The following is a 22,534-nucleotide window of genomic DNA, read 5'->3' as shown; positions in this document are numbered from 1 at the left end:
CATGGGCCTGTCGGCCCGCCCCGGCTCGGCACGAACGCGATGGCGACCTCGCGACCGGCAAACGTTGAAGAGGATTCCGACACGCCGTTTATGCGGATGTCAGACTCAGACGAGACCGACGTGCTCCGCGAGCTCGCGAAGCTGCCGACGATCGCGAGCCCCCGCGTGTCCCCGGACGGAGAGACCGTCGCCCTCTACTACGACGTGACCGGCCGCAACGAGCTTCACCTCTGTGACCCGGAGGACGGGTCCTTAGAGCAGCTCAGCGACGGCGACGTTCCCCGGTCGGTCCGCGCCGGCTTCGAGTGGGATCCGAGCGGCGACCGACTCTACTATCACCGCGACGAGGGCGGCGACGAACAGCACGACGTCTGGGCGATGTCGCTCGACGGCGAGAGCGTTCCCGTCGTCGAGATGGAGGGGCAGATCCGGCTCAACGACGTGGGCGAGGACGGTGAGACCCTCCTGCTCGGCTCCAGCCGCGACGGCCAGATGAACCTCTACCGCCACGACCTACCGAGCGGCGAGACGACGAAGGTCACCGACTACGAGCGCGCGGTGGCCGCCGGCGCGCTGTCGCCCGACGGCGACCGGATCGCGTACGCGACCAACGAGACGGACGCCTACGAGAACACCGACGTGTACGTCGCCGACGTCGACGGGTCGAACGCCCGGAACCTCGGGATCGGCGACGTGGGCGCGGAGGCGGTCCCGGTCGACTGGGGTCCGGACGGGGAGCGGCTCCTCGTCGCCGACAACACGACCGACCTCGGTCGGAGCGGCATCGTCGACCTGAGCGGGGACGGTGCCGGGACGGACGACGCCGGGAACGCGGTCGACGTGACCTGGTTCGGCGGCGACGAGTTCGAGGAGTCCCCGAGCCACTTCCTCGAAGGGGGCGACCGGTTCGTCGCGAGCCGGACCCGCGGGGCCGTCACCGTTCCCGTCGTCTACGACGCCGAGACGGGCGACGGCCGCGAACTCGACTTCTCGGCCGGCGTCGCCAACGTGACGGACGGTCGGCTCGCCGACGACCGCCTGCTCGCGTACCGCACCACGTCGAGCCGGCGGCCCGAACTGGTCGCGTACGACCTCGACGCGGACGCCACTGAGACCCTGTTCGACGCGGAGTACGGCCCGTTCGACCCGGACGACTTCGTCGAGCCCGAAACGGTCTCGTTCGCCTCCGACGGCGTGCCCGAGACCCCGGCGCGCGCGGTCGAGCACGACCCCTACGAGGAGTTCGAAATCGAGGGGCTGCTGTTCGACTCCGGCCGACGCCCGTCGCCGCTGATCGTCAACCCGCACGGCGGGCCGCGGCACCACGACAGCCGGCGGTTCAGCTACCGCGTCCAGTTCCTGCTCTCGCGCGGCTACTCCGTGCTTCAGGTGAACTACCGCGGCTCCACGGGGCGCGGCCGCGAGTTCGTCGAGGAGCTGTACGACGACTGGGGCGGCGCCGAGCAGGGCGACGTGGCGACCGGCGTCGAACACGTCCTCGGCGAGTACGACTGGCTCGACGAGGACCGCGTCGCCGTCTACGGCGGTTCCTACGGCGGTTACTCCGCCAACTGGCAGATGGTCCAGTACCCGGACCTGTACGCCGCGGGGATCACGTGGGTCGGCGTCAGCGACCTGTTCGACATGTACGAGAACACGATGCCGCACTTCCGCACGGAGCTCATGGTGAAGAACCTCGGCGAGCCGGACGACAACGAGGCGACCTACCGCGAGCGCAGTCCCGTGACCTACGTCGAGAACGTCGCCGCGCCGCTCCTGATCGTCCACGGCGTGAACGACCCGCGCGTGCCGGTCTCGCAGGCGCGCATCCTCCGCGACGCGCTCGACGACGCCGGCTCCGTCGAGGGCGACGACTACGAGTACGAGGAGCTCGGCGAGGAGGGCCACGGCTCGGGCGACATCGACCAGAAGATCCGGTCGCTCGAACTCATCGACGACTTCCTCGACCGCCGGATCGGCGCGGAGCGGACCGCGGTCGCCTCGCTGGACGACTAGCGGGGCGCGGACGGTTCGCTGCCGTCGGGGCCGACCGCGCGGTTCGGCCCCGGGACCGCATGCTGCCGGTCGAGTCGAGCTGTTTCTCGTACCGCGCGAGGGGGGCCTCCGAGCGACCCGGATGGCGCCCGTCCGACGGGGCTTATTTACCCGGCGCCGTCGTCGGGGGGAGTAACATGGCTCGACTGCTCGTCGAGGGAGGCGCGTGAGCGTGGCCGGCGTCGGCTTCTGGGCCCTCGTCGCGCTGGCGACGCTGACCAGCCTCGCCACGGCGTGGGCGCTCGGGGCGAACAGCAACTCGCCGCCGTTCGCCCCGGCGATCGGCGCCAACGCCATCTCGACGATGCGGGCCGCCTTCCTCATCGGGATCCTCGCCGCCCTCGGCGCGCTCACGCAGGGCGGAGCGATCTCGGAGACGGTCGGCGCGGGCCTGATCGACGGCGTGCAGATAACGTCGCTGGCGGCGACGGCGGGGCTGCTCACCGCGACCGGGTTCATGGCCTTCGGCGTCTCCACCGGCTACCCGGTTCCGGCGGCGTTCGCGACGACGGGCGCGATGGTCGGCGTCGGGCTCTCGCTCGGGGGCGACCCCGCCATCGACACCTACCGCCGTATCGCGCTGTTCTGGGCGCTCGTGCCGCCCGTCTCCGGCGGGCTCGCGTACGTCACCGCCACCCTCCTCCGGCGCGACGACATCCCGGAGACGGTCGGCGTCCCGCTGCTCGCGGCCGTCGTCGGGGGGATCGTGGCCAACGTCCAGCTGGGTGTCATCCCCTCGCCGCCGGACGCGACCCAGAGCTCTCTCGCGGGGTTCATCGCTCGACGGGTCGACGCGCCGACGGTCGTCGGGATCGACCCCGTGACGGCGCTCGTCACGCTGCTCGCGGCCGCGGCGTGGTTCGTCGCCGTTCGGCGGCGGACACAGGCGTCCGCCGAGGGCGGTATCCGGACGTTCCTCCTCGTCCTCGGGAGCGTCGTCGCCTTCTCCAGCGGCGGCAGCCAGGTCGGGCTGGCGACCGGCCCGCTCGAGAACCTATACGGCGTCGAGCTCGGGCTGCCCGGCATCGTGCTGCTCTCGCTCGGCGCCGCCGGCATCCTCGCGGGGGCGTGGATGGGCGCACCGAAGCTGCTCCAGGCGACCTCGCGCGAGTACGCGCAGCTCGGCGCCCGGCGGTCGATCGCCGCGCTGGTCCCCGGGTTCATCATCGCGCAGCTGGCCATCGGACTCGGGATCCCCATCTCGTTTAACAACATCATCATCTCCGGGGTCATCGGGGGCGGGCTCGCCGGCGGCTCCGCGGGCGTCTCTCGGCGCAAGATCGGTGTCACGATCCTCTTTTGGGGGATCACGCTCGTGGCCTCGATCGCGATCGGGTACGGGCTCTACGCGGCCTTCGCCGCGGTGCTCGGCGGGTGAAGAGGGGCCTCAGCGCACGACCGTCACGGTCACGGGCGCCTCGCCGACCACGTTCGTCGCCACGGTGCCGAGCAGCCGTCTCGCGACGCGGCCGCGCTCACCGCCGTGTCCGCCCATGACGACGCGGTCGACATCGTGGGCGTCGACGTACTCTACGATCGTCTCCGCCGGGTCGCCCGTCCGCACCGCCGTCTCGACGCGGCGATCGCTCTCCGCGGCTCGATCGGTCGCTCGGTCGACGATGCGGTCGGCCCGCTCGCGCGCGCTCTCGCGACGGCTCTCGTCGGCGGCGAGGATCCCGCCCTCGCTCATCGGCGCGTCGAGCGGCGTCACTACGTTCAGGACGGTCACTCGACAGTCGAAGAGTTCGAGCGCGTCGTCGAGCGCGTCGGCGGCCAGTGGCGATCCGTCGAGGGGAACGAGGACGTGAGACGCCGCCATACGACGCCTTGCCTCCCCAGATACATATCGCCGGTGATCGGTCGCGCGGTGCGGGGAAGGGCGACCGGGGGGCCGCTTACTCTCCCGTCTCGATCGGCGCGCCGACGAGGTTCCCCCACTCGGTCCACGAGCCGTCGTAGTTACGGACGTCGTCGTAGCCGAGCAGTTCATGCAGGAGGAACCACTCGATCGACGAGCGCTCGCCGACGCGGCAGTAGGTGATCGTCGACTCGTCGCCGTCGACGCCGGCGTCGCTGTACAGCTCGCGGAGCTCGTCCGCGCTCTTGAACGTGCCGTCCTCGTTCAGCGTGGTGCCGATCGGCACGTTGCTCGCGCCGGGAATGTGGCCGCCGCGCTGGGCCGTCTCGTTGAGGCCTTCGGGGGCGATGACCTCGCCGGAGAACTCCTCGGGGGAGCGGACGTCGACCATCGGGATCCCCTCCTCGATCGCCTTGTCGATGTCGTCCTTGTAGGCGCGGACGCTCTCGAAGGGACCGCGAGCGACGTAGTCGCGGGGCGTGAAGTCGGGCTCCTCCGTCGAGAGCGGGTAGTCGTTCTCGACCCAGTACCCCTTCCCGCCGTCGATCACGCGGACGTCGCCGTGACCGTAGTACTTGTAGATCCAGTAGCCGAACAGCGCGAACCAGTTGGGGACGCGACCGCCGCCGTAGACGACGACCGTCGTGTCGGCGTCGATGCCGCCCTCACCGTTCCGGGCCGCGAAGTCCTCCTTCGAGACGATGTCGCGCTCGGTCTCGTCGGTGAACACCGCGTCCCACTCGAAGTTGAGCGCGCCGGGGATGTGACCCTCTTCGTAGGGCGTGTACTCCGACTCGTCGGTGACGGTCGGGTTGTTGATCTCGACGAGCCGCAGGTCCGAGTCGTCGCTCTGGAAGTCGTCCAGGTGGTCTTCGACCCAATCCGCCGTGACGAGTACGTCTCCTGGCATCACTCCGTATAGGGCCCAACGCCGCTTTGAACGTCCGATAATGGCGGTTCTTTCCGGCGCCTGTGACAGCCGGATCGGCGGGGAAAAACACGGAAATCGGTCGTCTCGCGGCCCCTCAGTAGTTTTCTTCGACTGACAGCTACCGGATCACCGTCACGGGCACGTCGGCCTTGTCGACGACGCTCTTCGCGACGCTGCCGACCACCTGCTCTCGCTCCTCGCTCAGTCCGCGGTGGCCGACGTAGATCGCGTCGACCGCCGATTCGGCCGCGTACTCGGTGATCGCGTCGGCCGGGCGGCCGGTGAGGAGCTGCGTCTCCACGTCGACCGACTCGTCGCCGACCGCCTCCTCGGCGATGCTGCGGGCGCTCTCTAAGACGGCCTCGCCGGCCTCGACCGCGGCGTCCTCGCCCGGGAGGACGATGGTGCCGTCGACCAGCTCCGAGTCCGGCGTCAACACGTGGGCGATCTCGAGCGTCTCGTAGAACGCGACCGCCTGTCGCGCCGCGTACCGGACGGCGTCGTCGCTCTCCGTCGATCCGTCGGTCGCAACGAGGTAGCTCATGCGCGGAGATCGGTCCGATGGACACATAATTCCTGTCGGGCGTTCCCGGTTCGCGACTCCGCGACGGCGGTCGGCCGATACGGGGTCTCGGCCTCGCTCTCGTCGCCGTTGCGTCCCCGTCTACGCCTCGCCGCTACCCGCCGTCTCCCGGACGGACGGCGTCGCATTCCGACGCATGGACCGCGTCGAGGACCTCCTGGACGCGCGTCGCCTCCGCGAACGAGACGAGGTCGCCCCCGTCGCCCTCGACGGCCTCCGCGAACTCGGTCAGGAGCGCACTCACGGTGTCGCCGCGCTCGTCGACGAGCGTCGCCTCGCTCTCGCGGCCGCGGTCGCGGGTCAAGCGGTACCACTCCGTGAGCGACAGCGAGCCCCCGTCGCCGACGACCGTGACGACGTTCTCCTCGTCGCCCTCGTGGTCGCAGAGCAGGTCGATCGACCCGCGGACGCCCCCGGCCCGGAAGCTCCCCACCACGTCGTCCTCGTAGGCGTCGGGCCCCGAGTACCCCACGTCGGCGGAGACGGTCTCGACGGGACCGAACAGCTCCTGCACGCCGAACAGGAAGTGCGTCCCCACCTCGCGGAGCGGCCCGCCCTGCTCGCGCGACTCCAGCCACGCCACGTCCTGCCACTCGCGGGGCCACTGCGGGAAGCGGAACCGGAGTTCGACCCGACGCGGGTCGCCGATCGCGCCCGACTCGACCAGTTCCCGCAGGCGGACGAAGCCGGGCGTGTAGCGGAACGGCAGGTTCACCGCCGTGACGCGGTCCGTCTCCGCTTCGAGCGAGGCGAGCGCTCGCCCCGTCTCAGCGTCGGCCGCGATGGGCTTCTCGCAGATCACGTGTCTGTCGGCGGCGAGCGCGTCCGCGACAACCTCGCGGTGCGCGAGCGGCGGGACGCCGACGTAGACGGCGTCGAGCCCGTCGAGATCGACGAGCGTCTGGTGGTCCGTCGTCGTGGTCGTCCGCTCGGTGCCGTGCTCGGTCGCGAGCGCCTCGGCGCGGTCCGCGTCGAGGTCGCAGGCCGCCGCCAGTTCGAACCGGGCGTGGTCGTCGATCGCTGCGGCGAGTCGGTTCCCGATCACGCCGCAGCCGACGATACCGATGTCCATCACGGGCGTCGGGAGCGGTTCGACGCGCTTGTAGCTTCGGAAGCCAGAGCGGTGTCGCCGTCGCGGGTGCGGTCGCGGGCGCCGACTGGACGCCGCTTCAGTCGTCGCCGAGCGGCCGCGCCACCATCTCGCCCCACGACTCGAACCCGTGGCGGTCGTAGAACCCCTTGGCGCGCCCGTTCGCGGGGTCGACGTCGAGGACGATCCGATCGAGCGGGAGGTCCTGATCCCTCGCGAGCGCGACGGCGGCGTCCATCAGGTCGTCGGCGACGCCGGTACCGCGGTAGCCTGGAGCGACGTACAGCTCGTTCAGGACCGCCGCGTCCCAGATCATCGACAGGCGCTCGGGGAGGACGAAGACGTACCCGACGACGGCGCCGCCGTCGTCCCTCCCGCTGTCTGGCCCCTCGGGACTCTCGTCGACGGCGACGGTCACGCAGCGCTCGTCGTCGGCGACGCAGCGGTCGACCCACCCGAGCCACCGCTCGCGGTAGTCGTCGGTCAGTTTGCCCTCGTAGGCGGCCGCCTTCCCGTCGCCGCCGGTGTTCTCGCCGAGGCCGCGCTCGAAGGCCGTCTTCAGCTCGGACAACGCGTCGGCGTCGCGCTCGGGGTCGTACGGGCGGACTTCGGCGCTCATTCGCCCCTCACCCCGCGCCCCTCGTCGTCGCCCTCCAGGACGAACTCCGCGAGCGTCGGGACGAACGTCCCGATGTCGGTGACCATCCCGACCGCCTGCGCCGAGCCCCGGTCGAGCAGCTGGGTGACGGTGGCGGGGTTGATGTCGACGCAGACGGTCTTCGTCGTCGACGGGAGGCAGTTCCCGACCGCGACCGAGTGGAGCAGCGTCGCGAGCATGATCACGATGTCGGCGTCGTGGGCCTGCTCGCGGATCGCGTTCTGGGCCTCGACCGCGTCGGTGATCGTGTCAGGGAGCGGGCCGTCGTCGCGGATCGAGCCCGCGAGGACGGTGTCCACGTCGCGCTCGACGCACTGGTACATCACGCCCTCAGTGACGATTCCCTCCTCGACGGCGGCCTCGATCCCGCCCGCGCGGATGATCTCCGAGATGGTCCAGATGTGGTGTTTGTGTCCCTTCCGCGGGTGTTCGAGCGTCTCCACGTTCATGCCGAGCGACGTGCCGTAGATGGAGCGTTCGAGGTCGTGCGTGGCGAAGCCGTTGCCCGCCGAGAGCGCGTCGACGTAGCCCGCCGCGACCAGGTCGGCGAGCGCGTCCCCCGCCCCGGAGTGGATCACGGCCGGCCCCGCGACGACCATCACGTTCCCGCCGTCCTCTTTCACCGCGCGCAACTCCTCGGCGACCTGCCGGATCGTCGACTCCGACGGTCGCTCGGCGGAGACGCCGCCCTGCATGAACCCGAACGCGCCGCCGCCGCTTCGCGGTCGCTCCGGGGGGTTCACGCGGATTCCGGACTGGTCGGTCGCGATCAGGTCTCCCTCCGTGACCGCGTTGAGCGTCTTCGTGTAGGCGCGGGGGGCGGCCGCGGAGCCCGCGTCGGCCGAGGCCTCCGCTCGGCTCCCCTCGCCGGCGTCCGCTGCCGGCTCGGGTTCGACCACCAGCGCGCAGTCCATCTCGATCCGCTCGACGTCGATCCACTCGCCGTCGTACAGCACCTCGGTCGGGTGGTTCGTGGTGGAGTAGAAGTTCGGCGGGACGACCTTGTCTTCGGGCGCTGCGACGAGTTCCACGTCGGACGGACTCTCCAACACCGCGCCGTTCTGGTGGAGCTCGTGGAGGATGGCCCGCAGGGTCTCGGCGTCGTCCGCGGAGACGGTCAGCCGGCAGTACGACTCCTCGGTCTCGTGTTTCCCCACGTCGAACTGCTCGACGTCGAACGAGCCGCCGAGGTCCATCACCGCGCCGAAGCAGCGCTGCATCGCGCCGCTGTCGATGATGTGGCCCTCGAGTTCGACGGTCCGCGAGTGCGTCATACTGAGGGGTCACGCCCGCCGGGGAAACCCGTTTCCCTCGGATCCGCGCGGCGGGGCGCGTCCGGCGAACTCCGAACGCGGCTCAGATCAGCCCGAGCGCGGAGAGGATCTGGTTCCCGAAGATCATTGCGATCAGTCCGGCCAACATCACGAGCCCGGAGGAAACCGTGATCGTCCGAACCGCGGCGTGCCGGTCGTCGATCGGGACGCGGCTGATCACCGCCTCGGCGACCATCCGGAGGATGCGGCCGCCGTCGAGCGGGAACGCCGGGAGGCAGTTGAAAAGCGCCAGCTGGATGTTGATCCACCCCGTCCAGAAGAGGAGGTTGGCGAGCAGGAACGTCCCGCCGCCGAGCACCGCGAGCGGTCCCTCGACGACGAAGAAGTTGGTCACGTTGCCGGTGAAGCCCGCGAAGTTGAACGGGAGCCCGAACAGGCTGCCGAGCGGGAGGATCAGCGCGACGAAGACGAGCCCGAGGGGCGAGTCGATGACGCCGCCGACCGGGAGGCCGCTCTCGGCCGCCTCGCCGCCCTCGCCGCCGAGCAGTTCGAGGTACGTGCCCGCCGGGTACTGGGTGAGGCCCACGTCGTCGAGCGCGAGTCCGCTCGTTCCGGGGAAGACGCTGACCCCGATGAACCCGCCGTCGCGGGTCGGGTGCGCGTCGAGTTCGACGTCGTACGTCTCGCGCTCGCCGTCCGCGTCGTACACCGTGACGGGGACGGTCTCGTCCGGCTCGCGCTCGCCGAGGACGGCCGAGAGCGCCTCGTTGTCGACGACGCGCTCGCCGTCGACCGAGACGATCGTCAGCGGCTCGCCGAGGGCCGCGCCCTCGGCGTGGAGCGGGCCGCCCTCCTGAACGCCGACGACGTACGCGCCGACGACCACGTCGGGGACGGTGACCGCGGCCTCGCCGCCGGCCGTTTCGACGCCCGAGGCGTTCTCCGCGCCGGGCGCGTCCCGCACCGATTCGAGGACGCTCTCGTTGCCGGTCACCGTCACGGCCGCGCGCTCGTCGTCGCCGACCGCGTCGAAGAACGCCGACTCGGTGGCGACCGGCTCGCCGTTCACGGCCGCGATCGTCACGGGCGACCCCGCGATCGTCACGCCGAGGGGGTTGCCGCCGGCGGACCCGACGACCTGTAGCTCGCGATCGACCGTCACGGTCGAGCGGGCGTCGCCGTCGTCGACCGTGAGCGCGACCGACTCCCCGGCGTCGGCGATCGCCGTCTCGAACGCGTCCGCCGTCTCGACCGGCGTCCCCGCCACCTCGACGACCCGATCGCCCTGCGAGATGTCGGCCGCGGCCGCCGGCGAGGCGGGATTCACTTCGCCGACCGCGTAGCCCGGCGCGGGTGAGATGGCCCCGACGACGGGACCGAACAGGAGCGCGAAGACGACGACCGTGAGCAGGGTGTTCGCGGTGACGCCGGCCGCGAACATCCGGGCGCGGGCGCCGCGAGAGGCCTCCTGCGTCGCCTCCTCGTCGGGCTCGACGAAGGCGCCCACGGGGAGCAAAGCGAAGAAGACGAGCCCCATCGACTCGATGTCGATGTTCTCGACCCGGCAGAGGAGCCCGTGGGCTCCCTCGTGGATCACCATCGCCACCGCGAGCCCGGCGATGATCTCGGGGGCGACCGACAGCGGGAGGAAGTCGTTGACGCCGGGGATGATGAGGAAGTTCTGCGGCTGCTGGATCGCGGAGGGCTGGGCGTTCGTGAACGCCGACAGCGCCGACGAGATGATGAGTACGAACGATCCGACCATCGCCACCAGGGCCCCGCCGAGTCCGAGGTTAGCGACCGCACGCCAGAACCGCTTCGGCGCCGCGAGCCGACCGAGGAAGGCGCGACCGCGGAGGGTCCGGAGGGTCAACACCGGCCCCGATACCTTGACCGCGTCCGGGAGGATCCCCCTGTTCCGCAGCCACATCGCGACTCCGGAGTACGCGAGGATCCCAGTTAGCACCCAGAACAACGTGTTCATTACGTCCCCGTTACGCTCGGCCGTGCCTAAGGGGTTCGGTTCCCGAAACCTCGGAGGGCGTGTCGCGGCCGTGCGCCGGGGAGGACTGATACGTGTCCGGAGCGTCGGTCGAAGCGATGACCGATCGACGGGAGCCGCCCTCCGAGGACGCGTCGACCGCACAGCCGCCGAGCGATCCGTCGGACTCCGACGAGTCCGACAACACAGACGGGGTCACCGGGGCCGGCGAAGTCGACGAGCCCGGCGGCTCCGGGCGGTCGCTCGCGCCGCTCATGGGCGCGACGTACGTCGTCGCCGGGATCGCGCACTTCCTCGCGCCGAAGCGCTTCGCCGCCGCGATCCCGCCGTCGTTCCCGCGGCCGGTCGCGCTCGTGTACCTCTCCGGAATCGCCGAGATACTCCTCGGGATCGGCGTCTCGCTGCGACGGACGCGGCGCCCGTCGGCGTGGGGGATCGCGGCCCTCCTGGTGGCCGTGTTCCCGGCCAACGTCCACCTCGCTCGCGGCGACGTGTTAGACGACCTCGTCTCGGACCGGTTCGCGGGCGTGGCGCGGCTCGCGGCGTGGGTCAGGCTCCCGTTCCAGGGAGTCCTGATCGCCTGGGCCCTGCGGTACACCGGTTCGGGCGAGCGACGGGCAGGAGAACCCGAAGCCGGCGAACGGCCCGCGGACTGACGGCTCACCGCGAACGGCCGATCGAGCCGCAAGGGTCGTCCCAATGTTGACGCTCTCACGGCGGTTCCCGCGGCCGAGGTGCCGACCGCGAACTCAACACCCAAGTATCCCCGGTCCAATCGTGGCGTATGATCGCGCTCATCGACTTCGTCGCTCGGCTCGTCGGCGACATCGGCCGGTTCCTCGACATCTTCCTGAACGACCTCATCCTCGGCGCGGGCGACCCGCTGTCGGCCCTGCTCGTCGTCGTCGGACAGGTGCTGCTCGTCAGCGCCGTCGCCGTGCTGGGCTACGCGGCAGTCGGCGCGCTCTTCAACGAAATCGGCGTTACGCTCCCCTCGCTCGGCGGTCGCGGCCGCTCGGAGTAGCGAAACTGCCCGGCCGTTCGAAGAGGCCTTCGGCCGTTCGACGCACGATCCAACCGTTCGACGAACCGCTCTCAGTCGTCGTCGGCGCCAGTCGCCGACCGCGCGCTGGCACCGGTCGCCGGGGCGGTAGTGCCGTCCGCGCGCTCTCCGCCCTCGTCCGGCACCTCGAACTCGTTCAGCCGCGCCGATAGCTCGTCCGACTGTTCCGAGAGGATGTGAGCCTGCTCCGTCACCTCGGAGACGGTCGCGGTCTGTTCCTCGGCCGCGGCAGCGACGGTCTCCGACTCGGTGGCGGTCTGTCTGCTCACCGACGCGACCTCGTCGACCATGTCGACGACTTCCTGGGTCGTACGCGCCTGATCGTCGGTCGCGTCGCTGATCTCTTGGACGGTCTCGTCGACGGTCGTCACGTCCTCGACGACCCCCTCGAACTCCCGCAGCGTCGACTCGATCGTCTCGACGCCCTCGGCGACCTGCGCCTCCATCGCCTCGGCGTCGGCCGCGGTCTCGGCCGAGGCCGCCTGAACCTCCTCGATGCGGCCGGATATCTCCGCCGCGGACTCGCGCGTCTCCTCGGCCAGCGACTTCACCTCGTCGGCGACGACGGCGAACCCGTCGCCGGAGCCGTCCGCACGCGCGGCCTCGATGGACGCGTTCAGGGCGAGCAGGTTGGTCTCCTCGGCCACCTCGTCGATCACGGCCGCGATCTCGTCGATCTCGCCGACGCGCTCCGCGAGGTCCGTCACCGCGGCCGCCGTCTCCGCGATCCGCGTCTCGAGCGTCTCGAGCTCCGCGATCGCCTCGGCGGCCTCCTCGCGTCCGGACCGGCCGCGTTCGGCCGCGTCGCGGGCGGTCTCGGCCGCGTCGTCGGCGGAGGCCGCGATCTCCTCGACCGTCGCCGAGAGCGTGTTCATCTCGCCGGCGATCGCCTCCAGTTCGTCAGTCTGTTCGGCAGCGCCGTCCGATATCTCCTGAACGGACGCCGCGACCTCTCCGCTCGCGTCGTCGACCTCGTCCATGCTCGCGCGCACGTCGTTCGCGGTGCCGGCCACGTCGGCCGTGAACGCGCCGACATCGGCGAGCGTCTCGCCGAGCGTCTCGACGAGTCGGTTGTAGTTGGCGACGAGTTCGGCGTACCGCTCCTCGTCGGTCGCCAGCGCCTCGTCATCGATCGTCGCCGTCAGGTCGCCGCCTTGCGCGCGCTCGGCGGCGTCGGCGAAGGCGTCGACGAGCGACTCCAGTTCGGTGGTGTAGGCGGCGAGGTTCTCGGCCATCTCGTCGAGCGACTCGCCGAAGGACCCGGGGACGTCCTCGTCGAGCGCCGGGTCGTCGAACTCCTGTGCCGCGAGCGCCTCCGCCTGCGCCGAGACGGTGGAGAGGTAGCCGTGGACCTCGTCGAACGCGCCGACGAGGCTTCCGATCTCGTCTGGCTGGGTCGGGTCGAGCGCGTCCGCGTCGGCGGACGACCGACCGGTTCGATCGATCTCACCCGCCGCGATCGCCTCCGTCTCTCTCTCTAACGCCTGTATCGGGGCGACGAAGTCACGGCGGACGATGAGCAAGGTGTTGTAGATGGCGACGACGGCGCCGAGAAACAGGGCCCCGGAGACGACGTAGGCGGCGGTTCCGGAGACGAGGAACTGGGTGAGGAAGATACCGACGGTGACGAGGAACTGGATCCCGACCGCCGTGACGACTTTCCGCTCGATCGACTCGGTGACGCCGAGTGCGTCCATCGTCCGCCAGAGGAGGGCGTCGTACCGTCCGCGTATCCCCGGACGGCGCTGTCGTGTCGTGGACATGTCCGGGTCTCGACCGGAGCGGGTTATGAAACCCCGGTCGCCGCTATCACGATCGATTCTCGATTCCCGGACCGTGAAAACCCGACCGACGGGATCAGAAGGCGTCGCCGACCGCCTCGGCCGCGAGGTCGACGGCGGCTTCGAGGTCGGGTCCGAGCGGCGAGCCGACGACGAGCCCGTCGGCGTGCTCGGCGACGGCGGCGGCGCGCTCGCGGACGGCCTCTTGGGTGCCGGCCATACAGAAGGCGTCGATCATCGCCGGCGTCACGCGCTCGAAGGCGTCGCTGAACTCGCCCGCCGAGACCGACTCGCCGATCGCTTCGGCCGCGTCGGGATCGATCCCGTGTCGCTTCAGGACGGGCGGCGCCGCGCCCGCGGTGATGAACGCGACCGGCGGCCGGGCGGCCTCGCGGGCGGCCGCCTCGTCGTCGGCGACCGACACCGCCGCGTAGGCGATCAGGTCGAACTCGCCCCGGTGGTCCGGGCGGTCGTCGAGGCCGTCGTCGACCTGTTCGCGGGCCCACTCGAGGTCTTTCGGGTGCGAGCCGTTGTACAGGAGCCCGTCCGCGTGTTTCGCGGCCATCCGGCACATGTGCGGGCCCTCGCCGCCGACGTGGACCGGGATCGAGGCGCCCTGCGGCGGCTCGTAGTTGAGGCCGGCGTCGGTGGCGTCGAAGGCGCCCTCGTGGTCGACGCGCTCGCCGGCCCACAGCCGCTGTGCGGTCTTGAACGCCTCCAGCACGGGCCGGAGCCCGCGCTCGTCGGCGAGGCCGAGGTTCGCCAGCGTCGAGGGGTCGCCCGGGCCGAGCCCGAAGACGGCGCGTCCTTCCGACAGCTCGTCGAGGGTCGCGACCTTCGAGGCGAGCGTCACGGGGTGGGTCTCGTAGGGGTTGGCGACGCCCGGGCCGAGCCGGATCGAGTCGGTCGCGGTCGCGAGCCGGGAGAGGAACGCCCACGGGTCGCGGTTGTTGTAGTGACACGTCGAGTAGACGGTGTCGTAGCCGGCCTCCTCGGCGCGGACGCCGAGGTCGACGAGGCGGTGCAGATCGTGTTCCGGGGTGAGTTCGATTCCGAGCATGGTTACTCCTGAAAGTCCCACTCTCGCAGGGCCTGTCGGACGAAGTCGCCGTCGACCTCGCGGAAGTGGTTGTCCGAGCCCTCGTGGTCGCCGAAGGACCAGTCGCGGACCACGACGACGGGGGTGCCGCCCGCTCCCTCGCCGGCGACGAGGTTGGCGGCCGACGCGAGCTCGTCGATCACGTTCTGGACGGTGACGCCCATCTCGCGGCCGTCGCGGTCGCGCTCGCCGCGCCAGTCGCGGCTGGCGGGCATGCCGGCCCAGCCGATCGCGACGCCGCGCTGGCCGTGCCTGAACGGACGGCCGCAGGTGTCGCTGACGACGACGCGGTCGGCCGCGACTCCCTCGCGGATTCGCTCCGCGCTCTCCGAGGGGCGTTCGGGGAGCAACAGCAGGTCGCCGTCCGGGACGTTCGATCGGTCGATACCGGCGTTGACGCCGATGTGACCGAAGCGAGTCGCCGTGAGGAGGAACGGCGCCTCCATGATCAGCTCCGTCGACTCCTCGATGACGGCCTGCGCGAACCGGGGGTCCTTCTCCTCGTCCGCGATCCCGGCGAGGCGCTCCGCGACCTCGTTCGCACGGGGGCCGGGCGGGAAGTCGTCGAGGTCGAAGACGCGCCCCTCCGCCTTCGAGACGACGGTGCTGGCGACGACGACGACGTCGTCCTCACGGAGGTCGACGCGCTCGTCGATCATGGCCGCCAGATCGTCTCCGTCCCTGATTTCCGGGAGGTCCGGAACGGCGAACAACTCCATACTAATCACTGCGCGGCGACGATGAAAAACCCCGCCGGTACCGGGCCGGTTTGACGCTATCGAGGCGCGCGTCGGGGCTACCTGGACGGCACGACAGCCGCAGGATCCGTCGTCCAACAGTAATAGCAGATAATAAGTGTACACTCACTGGAACAGTTCGCGAATTTCCGTTCATATATTAGGATTTACTCCGAATACGTACTGTTTTAGCCTAGGGTTCATATGCGCTGATGACTGACCGGCACTCGCAATGAGCGAACCACCGACTGAAGACGAATCGGCACCCATCGGAACGCGGACGCGCGTTCCGTCGCGAGACGACGACGACCCGATCGTGACGCAGACTCGCGCCCCGTGACCGGGCGCGCGCGGCGGCTCCGCCCGTTTTTTCGCCGGCTCCGTTCGTACACCTTATAACCGACTCAGCCAATGGCGTACCGTGGACCTCCACGTCCGGTACGAGGGCGACGACGACCCCGACAAGTGTACGGCCCGGAAGCTCGCGCGCTTCGACCTCGCGGAGCTACACCGCTCCGACCGCGCTACGCCGTACGGCGTCGTTCTCAACCCGCACGCGGACCGAGCCCTCTCGCCGGCCGACGCCGACCGCGCCGCGGAGAGCGCCCTGGTCGCGCTCGACTGCTCGTGGGAGTCGGCGGGCGAGAAGATGTTCAGCCTCCCCGGCGAACACCGCGCGCTCCCCTACCTCGTCGCCGCCAACCCCGTAAATTTCGGTCGCCCGATGCGGCTCACGACCGTCGAGGCGTTCGCCGCCGCGCTCGTCATCCTCGGCGAGCGGGACCACGCCGAGCGCGTCCTCTCGAAGTTCACGTGGGGCGAGACGTTCCTCGAACTCAACGCGGAGCCGCTCCGCCGGTACGCCGACTGCGAGGACTCCTCTGAGATCGTCGCGATCCAGCAGGAGTACCTCGACCGAGAGTAGCCCGCGAGCGTCGCGGCGGTCGACCCCGGCGTCGAGCGCGTGCCGCGAGGCGCCGCCGGGCGGGGCTACCGAGCCCGCCGGCAGAAACCGGCACCGAACGTGGTCGCGGCAAGTCTTTTGCCTCGTTCGGCCCTACCGTTTAGTGATGGTTTCCGAAGGCGACACCGCACCCACGTTCACCGCGACAGTCGGCACGAGCGACCACGAGCCGTTCGACCTCGACGAGCAGGTCGGGGACGGCCCGGTCGTGCTCGCGTTCTTCCCCGGCGCGTTCACGCCGCCGTGTACGAACGAGATGATCGCGTTCCAGGAGCGCGCCGCCGCGTTCGACGACGCCGGTGCGACCCTGTTCGGGATCAGCGCCGACTCGCCGTTCTCGCTCGGCGCGTTCCGCGAGGAGCACGGGATCGAGTTCAACCTCGTGAGCGACATGGGCGGCGACGCGATCCGGGCGTACGGCCTCGAAATGGACATCGCCGACCTCGGTCTCCACGGCATCGCGAACCGCGCCGTGTTCGTGGTCGACGACGACGGCGCGGTCGTCTACAGTTGGGTCGCCGACGACCCCACGAACGAGCCCGACTACGAAGCGGTCCTCGACGCGGTCGAAAGCGCTTAAAACGAGAAGCCCCTATTGAAATCCTTAGTATCTGATAGGATCGGCTTGCGAGATACAGAGGGTGGATACAGCAGATCCGTAAGAAGAGGCTACAGCGTTGATGGTATGATTCGTGGCTAATAGTAATAACCCGTGACCCTGTTACTCCATTACATGGCCGAATGTGCTCGATGCGACTGTGATGCGGACGATCTCCAAAGCATCTCGCCAGATGTTATCTCGAAAGAACTGATCGACTCAATCGATCACGGCGAAGAAGACTTTGCCGGGGAGGGTGGTATAAAAGTTTGCGCCGAGTGTATGGCTGAATTGAAAGGAGACTGAAACCGAAGCGGTATCATTACTGATGATTCCAGCACGATCTAGATCACAAGATTCGCGCCCTCCATCTCGGACAAGCGCTCTCGACTATCGTTTCTCTGTCGAAAGCAGCGTGACCGGTACAGAGAGTAGATGGGGGGCATAAGAGTGGAATACTACGGACGGAGTTCGATTAGTAGACACTCTCGCATCGTCGCAATTGTTTCACCCGGCACGCCCGCATTTCTTCGAAATGTCTTCTAGAGTCTCACTTGCCGAAAAGTGCGAGAACAAGTACGAACAGGTCGCCCTTGATACGTCGTATCTTGTTTTGATGTCGATGTCCGGGGTGCTTGCTGGCGTGGCTCTGCTCACCAACTCGATTCCGATACTCATTGGCGCGATGGTCATTGCCCCGGCATTAACGCCGTTGGAACTCGTTTCTGCTGGCATTGCTGCCAACCGGTGGAAACGAGCCGGATTTGGGACTTGGGTCGCGTTCGTCGGTCTGTTGGCTGCGACTGTGGGGGCTATCGTGACGACGTTGGCACTGAACATGACAGGCGTTCTCCCACCTGCGGAGAACCTCATTGAGAAACCACTACTTGAGGAGCGCATTACAGCCGGCTGGTACAGCGTCGTTGCTGCTGCCGCAGCGGGTATCGCAGCGGGTGTAACGACCGACAAAGAACGGCAAGACACGCTCGTCGGCGTCGTCGCTGCCCTCGCACTCGTTCCGGCCGCTGCTGCTGGGGGAATAACATTGCTGTCACGAGCACCTGTTAAGGCCAGTGGCGGCCTGCTCTTACTCGGCCTCAATGCAGGCATGGTTGTCATAACTGGGACGGTGACACTCTGGCTCGGCGCCCGTGGCGATCGGAAATCGGACACAGGCAAATAGGCATGCAACGTATCTCTCGCCTGTTTCACTCGTCCATGCCGAATCGAACGAACTCCTCTTGGAAACTCATCCGCTGTGCTGAGCGATTTCGGTAGCAAGCGGTAGACCATCTCTTGCGAGATACGCGCTCTGTATCTCGCACGTCGTTACTGACAGAAACTGAGGAGATTACAAGCGCGTTGATAGAAACAGGGCGCGAATGGGGGTGTGAACCGAGGCTAATCTTCGGCAAATACCAATCGCTCAGTATAGGGGACTCACATATCGAGTAGCGCACCAACCTGTTCACATCGTGTCAGAAACCGTGTGCGAGCTACAGAGCGTAAAGTCAGCACGGCTCTCATCTTCACTCCCGACTCTCTCGAATGAATCGGCTACTAACTGGGTGTGCGAAATGAGCAGTAGTCTGAGAGTCTGCATTCGAAAAGGATTCATGGTTTTCTCCTGAGATATCGTGTATTCTCAAGTGCTCTCCGTACTCTCAATGTAATTGTTGATAACCATCGGGAGAACTGCTGCGATAAGTACTAAGACACTCGTCGACACAAGTAACGGGGCATCTAACCCATCATCAGCAAATACGGCAAGGATAATTCCTATAACAGCACATATAAACACAATTTTATTTTTGCGGGAAACCATATCAGATTAGATCATTCCCGTTTCACTATATTCTTGCGATATAACTATAATAGCGGTAGAATAGACAAAGAATCAGACACCAACACTGCTCAGGTAAATCCGCTATATTGACCGAATCGCAACCCGTGCTCCAGTCTGCTTCGGCTGACCAATATGCGCCCTGTATTCAGCAGCTCTCAGACGAGCTCTCTGTTCTCTGTCAGAACCGAAGTGCAAGACTCAAAGGATGAGTACAGCACAAAGACCGTCGTTGTTTCGCACCAAACCCGCTGAACCAACTCTTCGCGGAGCGTGTAACTTAGCGGTGTGATTCGATTTTGATGCGGGGGTTTCCATCTCTGTCGGCGATGATCGTCGCGGTCGTCCCGTCGGCCTCGAACTGGATGGTCATATCGAGATTCCGTTCCTGAAAGAGGCCATCGAGGGCGTCCGTGTTGATGTCGTCACTGATGAGCCATTCTTGTTCAAGCACATCCTCATCGTGCGCTTGAGCGACCGCCGTGACGACGGCTGTGCTGAGCTGTTCGGTCTCGTCGGGCTCGTAGTAGAACTCTTGGGTGTTCCTCATGTATACATACTGGAAAGCCGAAGGAAAGCACTTTGTTACCAAGATATGTCCAGATAGGTACTTGTAGTCGCCAATTCATACAGGCCTCTGAGGTCGCTGTATCAGCGATTACGACTCCTGCCGATCAAAATACCATCAGTGCCAGATACGCGCCCTGTACTCAGCACGGCTCCAAGAACATATCACCTGCTAAGGATTTCAACAGAGCCGACGAGAGTAAACGAGCGACTCCTGATCGGATGGCACCAAGTACTGGATTTTTTGATTTCTATAAACTGCTGACCGACACGACCGTCGACCCACCGGCCGCTCGTTACGACGACCCTGACGCTGTGACCGAGACTGCCGATGCCCCGGCCGCCGCTTCGAGTCCCGCCCTAAACGGCACCGCCCCGCACCTCACGCCTCCCCAACCTCGTCGCTGGCGCCCTCCGCGATGCTCCGGGAGCCAGCGACTCCCTCGCACGCGCTCCTCGCGGCCGCCGGGGGCGACCGCTCGGAGGCGCGCGCCGCCCGGAAAATCTCCCGACTATTCGCCAAGTACGCCGCCGATGGCGCCCGCGAGCGCCGAGTCGATAGCGAACAGGAGCGTGAGGAACAGGCCGACGACGAACACGCCCGCGCCGCCGATCAGCCCCCCGAGCGGACCGGCGGCGAGCGAGAGCAGCCCGCCGAACGCGGCGAGCAACAGCGTGACGACGACCCCGCTCACTGACCCCGCGAGCAGTCCGTGCCAGAAGCCGGAGAGCAGTCCGCCCCCGGCGACGTAGCCGGCGACGAACCCGCCGACGAGTCCGGCGGCCGCGTGGCCGAGGCCCGGGGCGGCCGTCGCCAGCACCCCGGCGATGAGCATCACGACGAATCCGTAGCCGACGGCGCGCCAGTCTGTCATGCGCCGCGGTAACTGACCCGCGGATAAATACTCGCGGGATTATTTGTTATTTGTGAATATATTTTTAATAACTGTTCACATAACAGGCCCGTAGAATGGTAGCCGAATTAATAACGGTGCGGTGACTACGGAGAACCAATGAGCGATTCACGAGAGCCGAGCGGTCCGGACGGCGGACCGACCGACGACTCCGGGGGCGCACAGCTCCGGCTGTCGGTGCCTGACATGGACTGCTCCTCGTGCGCGGGGAAAGTCGAGGGCGCGCTCGACCGCGACGGCGTCCTGTCGGTGGACACGCGCCCGACCACGGGCGTCGTGGTCGTCACCTACGACCCGAACCGGACGGACGTCGAGACGCTGACGGCCGCCGTCGAGGGCGCCGGCTACGCGGTCGCGGACGCAGAGTCCGACGGCGTCGCCGACGACCTGTTCACGAGCCCGCGAGCGATCGCGACCGCGGTCGGGGCCGTCTTCCTCGCGGTCGGGCTCGCGCTCGAGTGGCTGCTGCCGGGACTCGACCCGACGTTCGGGACGCTAGGCGGCGCCGGCTTCCTCGGGCCGTGGGCCGTGACCGGCGCGTCGGTCGCGTACCTGCTCGCGATCGCGGCCGCCGGGCCGCCGATCCTCCGGAACGGCTACTACTCGCTGCGGGGCCTGAGCCTCGACATCGACCTGCTGATGAGCGTGGGCGTCGTCGCCGCGCTGCTCGTGGACCTCCCCTTCGAGGCGGCGACGCTCGCGGTGCTGTTCTCGGTCGCGGAGCTGCTCGAACGCTACTCGATCGACCGGGCGCGCACCTCCCTCCGCGAGCTGATGGAGCTGTCCCCCGACGAGGCGGTCGTGATCCGCGACGGGGTCGAGGAGACGGTCCCCGCCGCGAGCGTCGCGACGGGCGAGCGGCTGGCCGTGCGTCCCGGCGAGCGCGTCCCCCTCGACGGAATCGTCCGCGAGGGGTCCGGGGCGGTCGACGAGTCGCCGATCACCGGCGAGTCCGTCCCCGCGGAGAAGGAGCCCGGCGACGAGGTGTACGCGGGGTCCATCAACGAGGCCGGCTACCTCGAAATCGAGTCGACGGCGCCAGCCGAGGAGTCGACCATCGCCCGGGTCGTCGAACTCGTCGAGGCCGCCGGCGGCGAGGAGACGCGCGCCGAGCGCTTCGTCGACCGCTTCGCCGGCGTCTACACCCCGATCGTCGTGGTCGCCGCGATCGCCACCGCGACGCTCGGGCCGGTCCTCGTCGGCGGAGGCGCCGAGACCTGGTTCGTCCGCGGGCTCACGCTCCTCGTGATCGCGTGTCCGTGCGCCTTCGTCATCTCGACGCCCGTCAGCGTCGTCTCGGGCGTGACCGCGGCCGCGCGAAACGGCGTCCTGATCAAGGGCGGCGAACACCTGGAGACGGCGGGCGACGTCGACGCCGTCGCGCTCGACAAGACCGGGACGCTCACGACGGGCGAACTGTCAGTCACCGACGTGGTCCCGCTCGGCGGCCGCGACGCCGACGACGTGCTGGCGTGTGCGACCGCCATCGAGCGCCGGAGCGAACACCCGGTCGGCGAAGCGATCGTGGCGCGCGGAGAGGCGGACGCGGCGACCGACCGGGAGCCGACGGAAGTCTCCGGCTTCGAGGCGCTGACCGGCGAGGGCGTCCGCGCCGACCTCGACGGCGAGACCCACTACGCCGGCAAGCCGTCGCTGTTCGCCGACCTCGGCTTCGACCTGAGCCACGCGCACGTCCGCTCGGACGGCGGTGTCGTTCGGGAGCGGGACGGCGAGTCGAACGGCTCCGTGGAGCCCGAACCCTGCGACCACGGGCAGTACCTCGACTTGGCGAGCGAGACGATTCCCGAGCTTCAGGCGGCGGGGAAGACGGTCGTGCTCGTCGGGACGGAGTCGGAACTGGAGGGCGTCATCGCGGTCGCGGACACGGTCCGGCCGGAGGCGGCGTGGGTCGTCGATCGGCTCCACGACCTCGGGATCGAGCGCGTCGCGATGCTTACCGGCGACAACGAGCGCACCGCCCGGGCGATCGGTGAGTCGGTCGGCGTCGACGAGGTCCGCGCCGAGTTGCTCCCCGAGGAGAAGGTCGAAGCGGTGCGCGAGATCGGGGGCGAGACCGACGGCGGCGTGGCCATGGTCGGCGACGGGATCAACGACGCGCCCGCCCTCGCGGCCGCCGACGTGGGGATCGCGATGGGCGCCGCCGGCACCGACACCGCCATCGAGACGGCGGACGTGGCGCTGATGGCCGACGACCTCACGCGACTGCCGTACGTGATCGACCTCTCCGGCCGCGCGAACGCGACGATCCGGACGAACATCTGGGCGTCGCTCGGCGTGAAGGCCGTCCTCGCGGCGGGCGCGCCGCTCGGCTACGTGAGCGTCGCGATGGCGGTGGTCGTCGGCGACATGGGAATGAGCCTCGGCGTCACCGGCAACGCGCTGCGACTCGGGAGCGTCGAGCCCGCGGAGCCGCCGCAGTCGGAAGCGCCGCCCGGGACCGAGTCGTAGCCGAGTTGCCGACCTCGACGGTGGTCAGCTTTAATCCCGTGTCGAGTG

Annotated in this window: 21 protein-coding genes; 8 read left to right on the top strand and 13 right to left on the bottom strand. The window is 68.4% G+C overall.

Features of this window, described 5'->3' with window-relative positions; all coding sequences use genetic code 11:
• The first annotated feature begins 96 nt into the window (after window positions 1–96).
• The gene (locus ACZ5KW_RS09715) at window positions 97–2,016 is read left to right on the top strand and encodes a S9 family peptidase (protein ID WP_343777414.1); all 1,920 of its coding nucleotides are present in this window, start codon (window positions 97–99) and stop codon (window positions 2,014–2,016) included.
• A gap of 211 nt (window positions 2,017–2,227) precedes the next feature.
• Window positions 2,228–3,433 carry an inorganic phosphate transporter gene (locus tag ACZ5KW_RS09710; RefSeq protein WP_343777617.1) on the top strand — a complete coding sequence of 402 codons (1,206 nt, stop codon included), beginning with the start codon at window positions 2,228–2,230 and terminating at the stop codon, window positions 3,431–3,433.
• Window positions 3,434–3,442: 9 nt separating this feature from the next.
• Here ACZ5KW_RS09710 and ACZ5KW_RS09705 read toward each other — a convergent pair whose 3' ends face one another.
• The 7 genes from ACZ5KW_RS09705 to ACZ5KW_RS09675 form a co-directional block, all read right to left on the bottom strand.
• Window positions 3,443–3,874: a universal stress protein gene (locus ACZ5KW_RS09705; RefSeq protein WP_343777416.1), complete on the bottom strand. Its 432-nt coding sequence runs from the start codon at window positions 3,872–3,874 to the stop codon at window positions 3,443–3,445.
• 76 nt (window positions 3,875–3,950) lie between these two features.
• Window positions 3,951–4,823: a sulfurtransferase gene (locus tag ACZ5KW_RS09700; protein WP_343777418.1), complete on the bottom strand. Its 873-nt coding sequence runs from the start codon at window positions 4,821–4,823 to the stop codon at window positions 3,951–3,953.
• A 139-nt stretch (window positions 4,824–4,962) separates the two neighbouring features.
• Window positions 4,963–5,388 (bottom strand): universal stress protein, encoded by a 426-nt coding sequence (locus ACZ5KW_RS09695; protein ID WP_343777420.1) that lies wholly within the window; start codon window positions 5,386–5,388, stop codon window positions 4,963–4,965.
• A 133-nt stretch (window positions 5,389–5,521) separates the two neighbouring features.
• Complete coding sequence (locus ACZ5KW_RS09690) at window positions 5,522–6,502, bottom strand: Gfo/Idh/MocA family protein (protein ID WP_343777423.1); 981 nt, start codon at window positions 6,500–6,502, stop codon at window positions 5,522–5,524.
• A 94-nt stretch (window positions 6,503–6,596) separates the two neighbouring features.
• Window positions 6,597–7,136: a GNAT family N-acetyltransferase gene (locus tag ACZ5KW_RS09685; RefSeq protein ID WP_343777425.1), complete on the bottom strand. Its 540-nt coding sequence runs from the start codon at window positions 7,134–7,136 to the stop codon at window positions 6,597–6,599.
• Window positions 7,133–8,449 carry an ornithine cyclodeaminase family domain gene (locus ACZ5KW_RS09680; protein ID WP_343777427.1) on the bottom strand — a complete coding sequence of 439 codons (1,317 nt, stop codon included), beginning with the start codon at window positions 8,447–8,449 and terminating at the stop codon, window positions 7,133–7,135. The genes ACZ5KW_RS09685 and ACZ5KW_RS09680 overlap by 4 nt, the downstream gene beginning before the upstream one ends.
• Window positions 8,450–8,531: 82 nt before the next feature.
• Window positions 8,532–10,433 (bottom strand): site-2 protease family protein, encoded by a 1,902-nt coding sequence (locus ACZ5KW_RS09675; protein ID WP_343777429.1) that lies wholly within the window; start codon window positions 10,431–10,433, stop codon window positions 8,532–8,534.
• Between the two features lie 116 nt (window positions 10,434–10,549).
• Between ACZ5KW_RS09675 and ACZ5KW_RS09670 the strand changes: the two genes are divergently transcribed.
• Both ACZ5KW_RS09670 and ACZ5KW_RS09665 read left to right on the top strand, forming a co-directional pair.
• Complete coding sequence (locus ACZ5KW_RS09670; protein ID WP_371153051.1) at window positions 10,550–11,107, top strand: DoxX family protein; 558 nt, start codon at window positions 10,550–10,552, stop codon at window positions 11,105–11,107.
• A gap of 128 nt (window positions 11,108–11,235) precedes the next feature.
• Complete coding sequence (locus tag ACZ5KW_RS09665; protein ID WP_343777431.1) at window positions 11,236–11,475, top strand: hypothetical protein; 240 nt, start codon at window positions 11,236–11,238, stop codon at window positions 11,473–11,475.
• A gap of 71 nt (window positions 11,476–11,546) precedes the next feature.
• Here the strand turns inward: ACZ5KW_RS09665 and ACZ5KW_RS09660 are convergent, their stop codons facing one another.
• The 3 genes from ACZ5KW_RS09660 to ACZ5KW_RS09650 all read right to left on the bottom strand — a co-directional run bounded on the left by ACZ5KW_RS09660 (window position 11,547) and on the right by ACZ5KW_RS09650 (window position 15,113).
• A complete protein-coding gene (locus ACZ5KW_RS09660) occupies window positions 11,547–13,211 on the bottom strand; it encodes a methyl-accepting chemotaxis protein (protein WP_343777621.1) in 1,665 nt (554 codons plus the stop codon).
• 160 nt (window positions 13,212–13,371) lie between these two features.
• Window positions 13,372–14,355, bottom strand: coding sequence for a 5,10-methylenetetrahydromethanopterin reductase (locus ACZ5KW_RS09655; RefSeq protein WP_343777432.1), 984 nt, complete (start codon window positions 14,353–14,355; stop codon window positions 13,372–13,374).
• A gap of 2 nt (window positions 14,356–14,357) precedes the next feature.
• Window positions 14,358–15,113: a coenzyme F420-0:L-glutamate ligase gene (locus tag ACZ5KW_RS09650; protein ID WP_343777434.1), complete on the bottom strand. Its 756-nt coding sequence runs from the start codon at window positions 15,111–15,113 to the stop codon at window positions 14,358–14,360.
• A gap of 439 nt (window positions 15,114–15,552) precedes the next feature.
• Here ACZ5KW_RS09650 and ACZ5KW_RS09645 point away from each other — a divergent pair, with 439 nt between their 5' ends.
• The 3 genes from ACZ5KW_RS09645 to ACZ5KW_RS09635 all read left to right on the top strand — a co-directional run bounded on the left by ACZ5KW_RS09645 (window position 15,553) and on the right by ACZ5KW_RS09635 (window position 17,876).
• Window positions 15,553–16,056 (top strand): DUF367 family protein, encoded by a 504-nt coding sequence (locus ACZ5KW_RS09645; protein WP_343777436.1) that lies wholly within the window; start codon window positions 15,553–15,555, stop codon window positions 16,054–16,056.
• A 145-nt stretch (window positions 16,057–16,201) separates the two neighbouring features.
• Window positions 16,202–16,675, top strand: coding sequence for a redoxin domain-containing protein (locus tag ACZ5KW_RS09640; protein WP_343777437.1), 474 nt, complete (start codon window positions 16,202–16,204; stop codon window positions 16,673–16,675).
• A gap of 553 nt (window positions 16,676–17,228) precedes the next feature.
• Window positions 17,229–17,876 (top strand): DUF389 domain-containing protein, encoded by a 648-nt coding sequence (locus ACZ5KW_RS09635; RefSeq protein WP_343777438.1) that lies wholly within the window; start codon window positions 17,229–17,231, stop codon window positions 17,874–17,876.
• A gap of 462 nt (window positions 17,877–18,338) precedes the next feature.
• Here the strand turns inward: ACZ5KW_RS09635 and ACZ5KW_RS09630 are convergent, their stop codons facing one another.
• The 3 genes from ACZ5KW_RS09630 to ACZ5KW_RS09620 form a co-directional block, all read right to left on the bottom strand.
• Window positions 18,339–18,518, bottom strand: a complete 180-nt coding sequence (locus tag ACZ5KW_RS09630) for a hypothetical protein (protein WP_464388566.1) — start codon at window positions 18,516–18,518, stop codon at window positions 18,339–18,341.
• Window positions 18,519–18,816: 298 nt separating this feature from the next.
• Window positions 18,817–19,086, bottom strand: coding sequence for a HalOD1 output domain-containing protein (locus tag ACZ5KW_RS09625; RefSeq protein WP_209486728.1), 270 nt, complete (start codon window positions 19,084–19,086; stop codon window positions 18,817–18,819).
• Window positions 19,087–19,615: 529 nt separating this feature from the next.
• Window positions 19,616–19,978 (bottom strand): DUF5518 domain-containing protein, encoded by a 363-nt coding sequence (locus tag ACZ5KW_RS09620; protein ID WP_343777441.1) that lies wholly within the window; start codon window positions 19,976–19,978, stop codon window positions 19,616–19,618.
• 138 nt (window positions 19,979–20,116) lie between these two features.
• Here ACZ5KW_RS09620 and ACZ5KW_RS09615 point away from each other — a divergent pair, with 138 nt between their 5' ends.
• Window positions 20,117–22,486 (top strand): heavy metal translocating P-type ATPase, encoded by a 2,370-nt coding sequence (locus ACZ5KW_RS09615; protein ID WP_343777442.1) that lies wholly within the window; start codon window positions 20,117–20,119, stop codon window positions 22,484–22,486.
• Window positions 22,487–22,534 lie beyond the last annotated feature (48 nt).

It is taken from the genome of Halorubrum ejinorense, from assembly GCF_055389685.1.
Note: the sequence above shows the minus strand (reverse complement) of the source record. Positions and strands in the feature narration are given on the sequence as shown.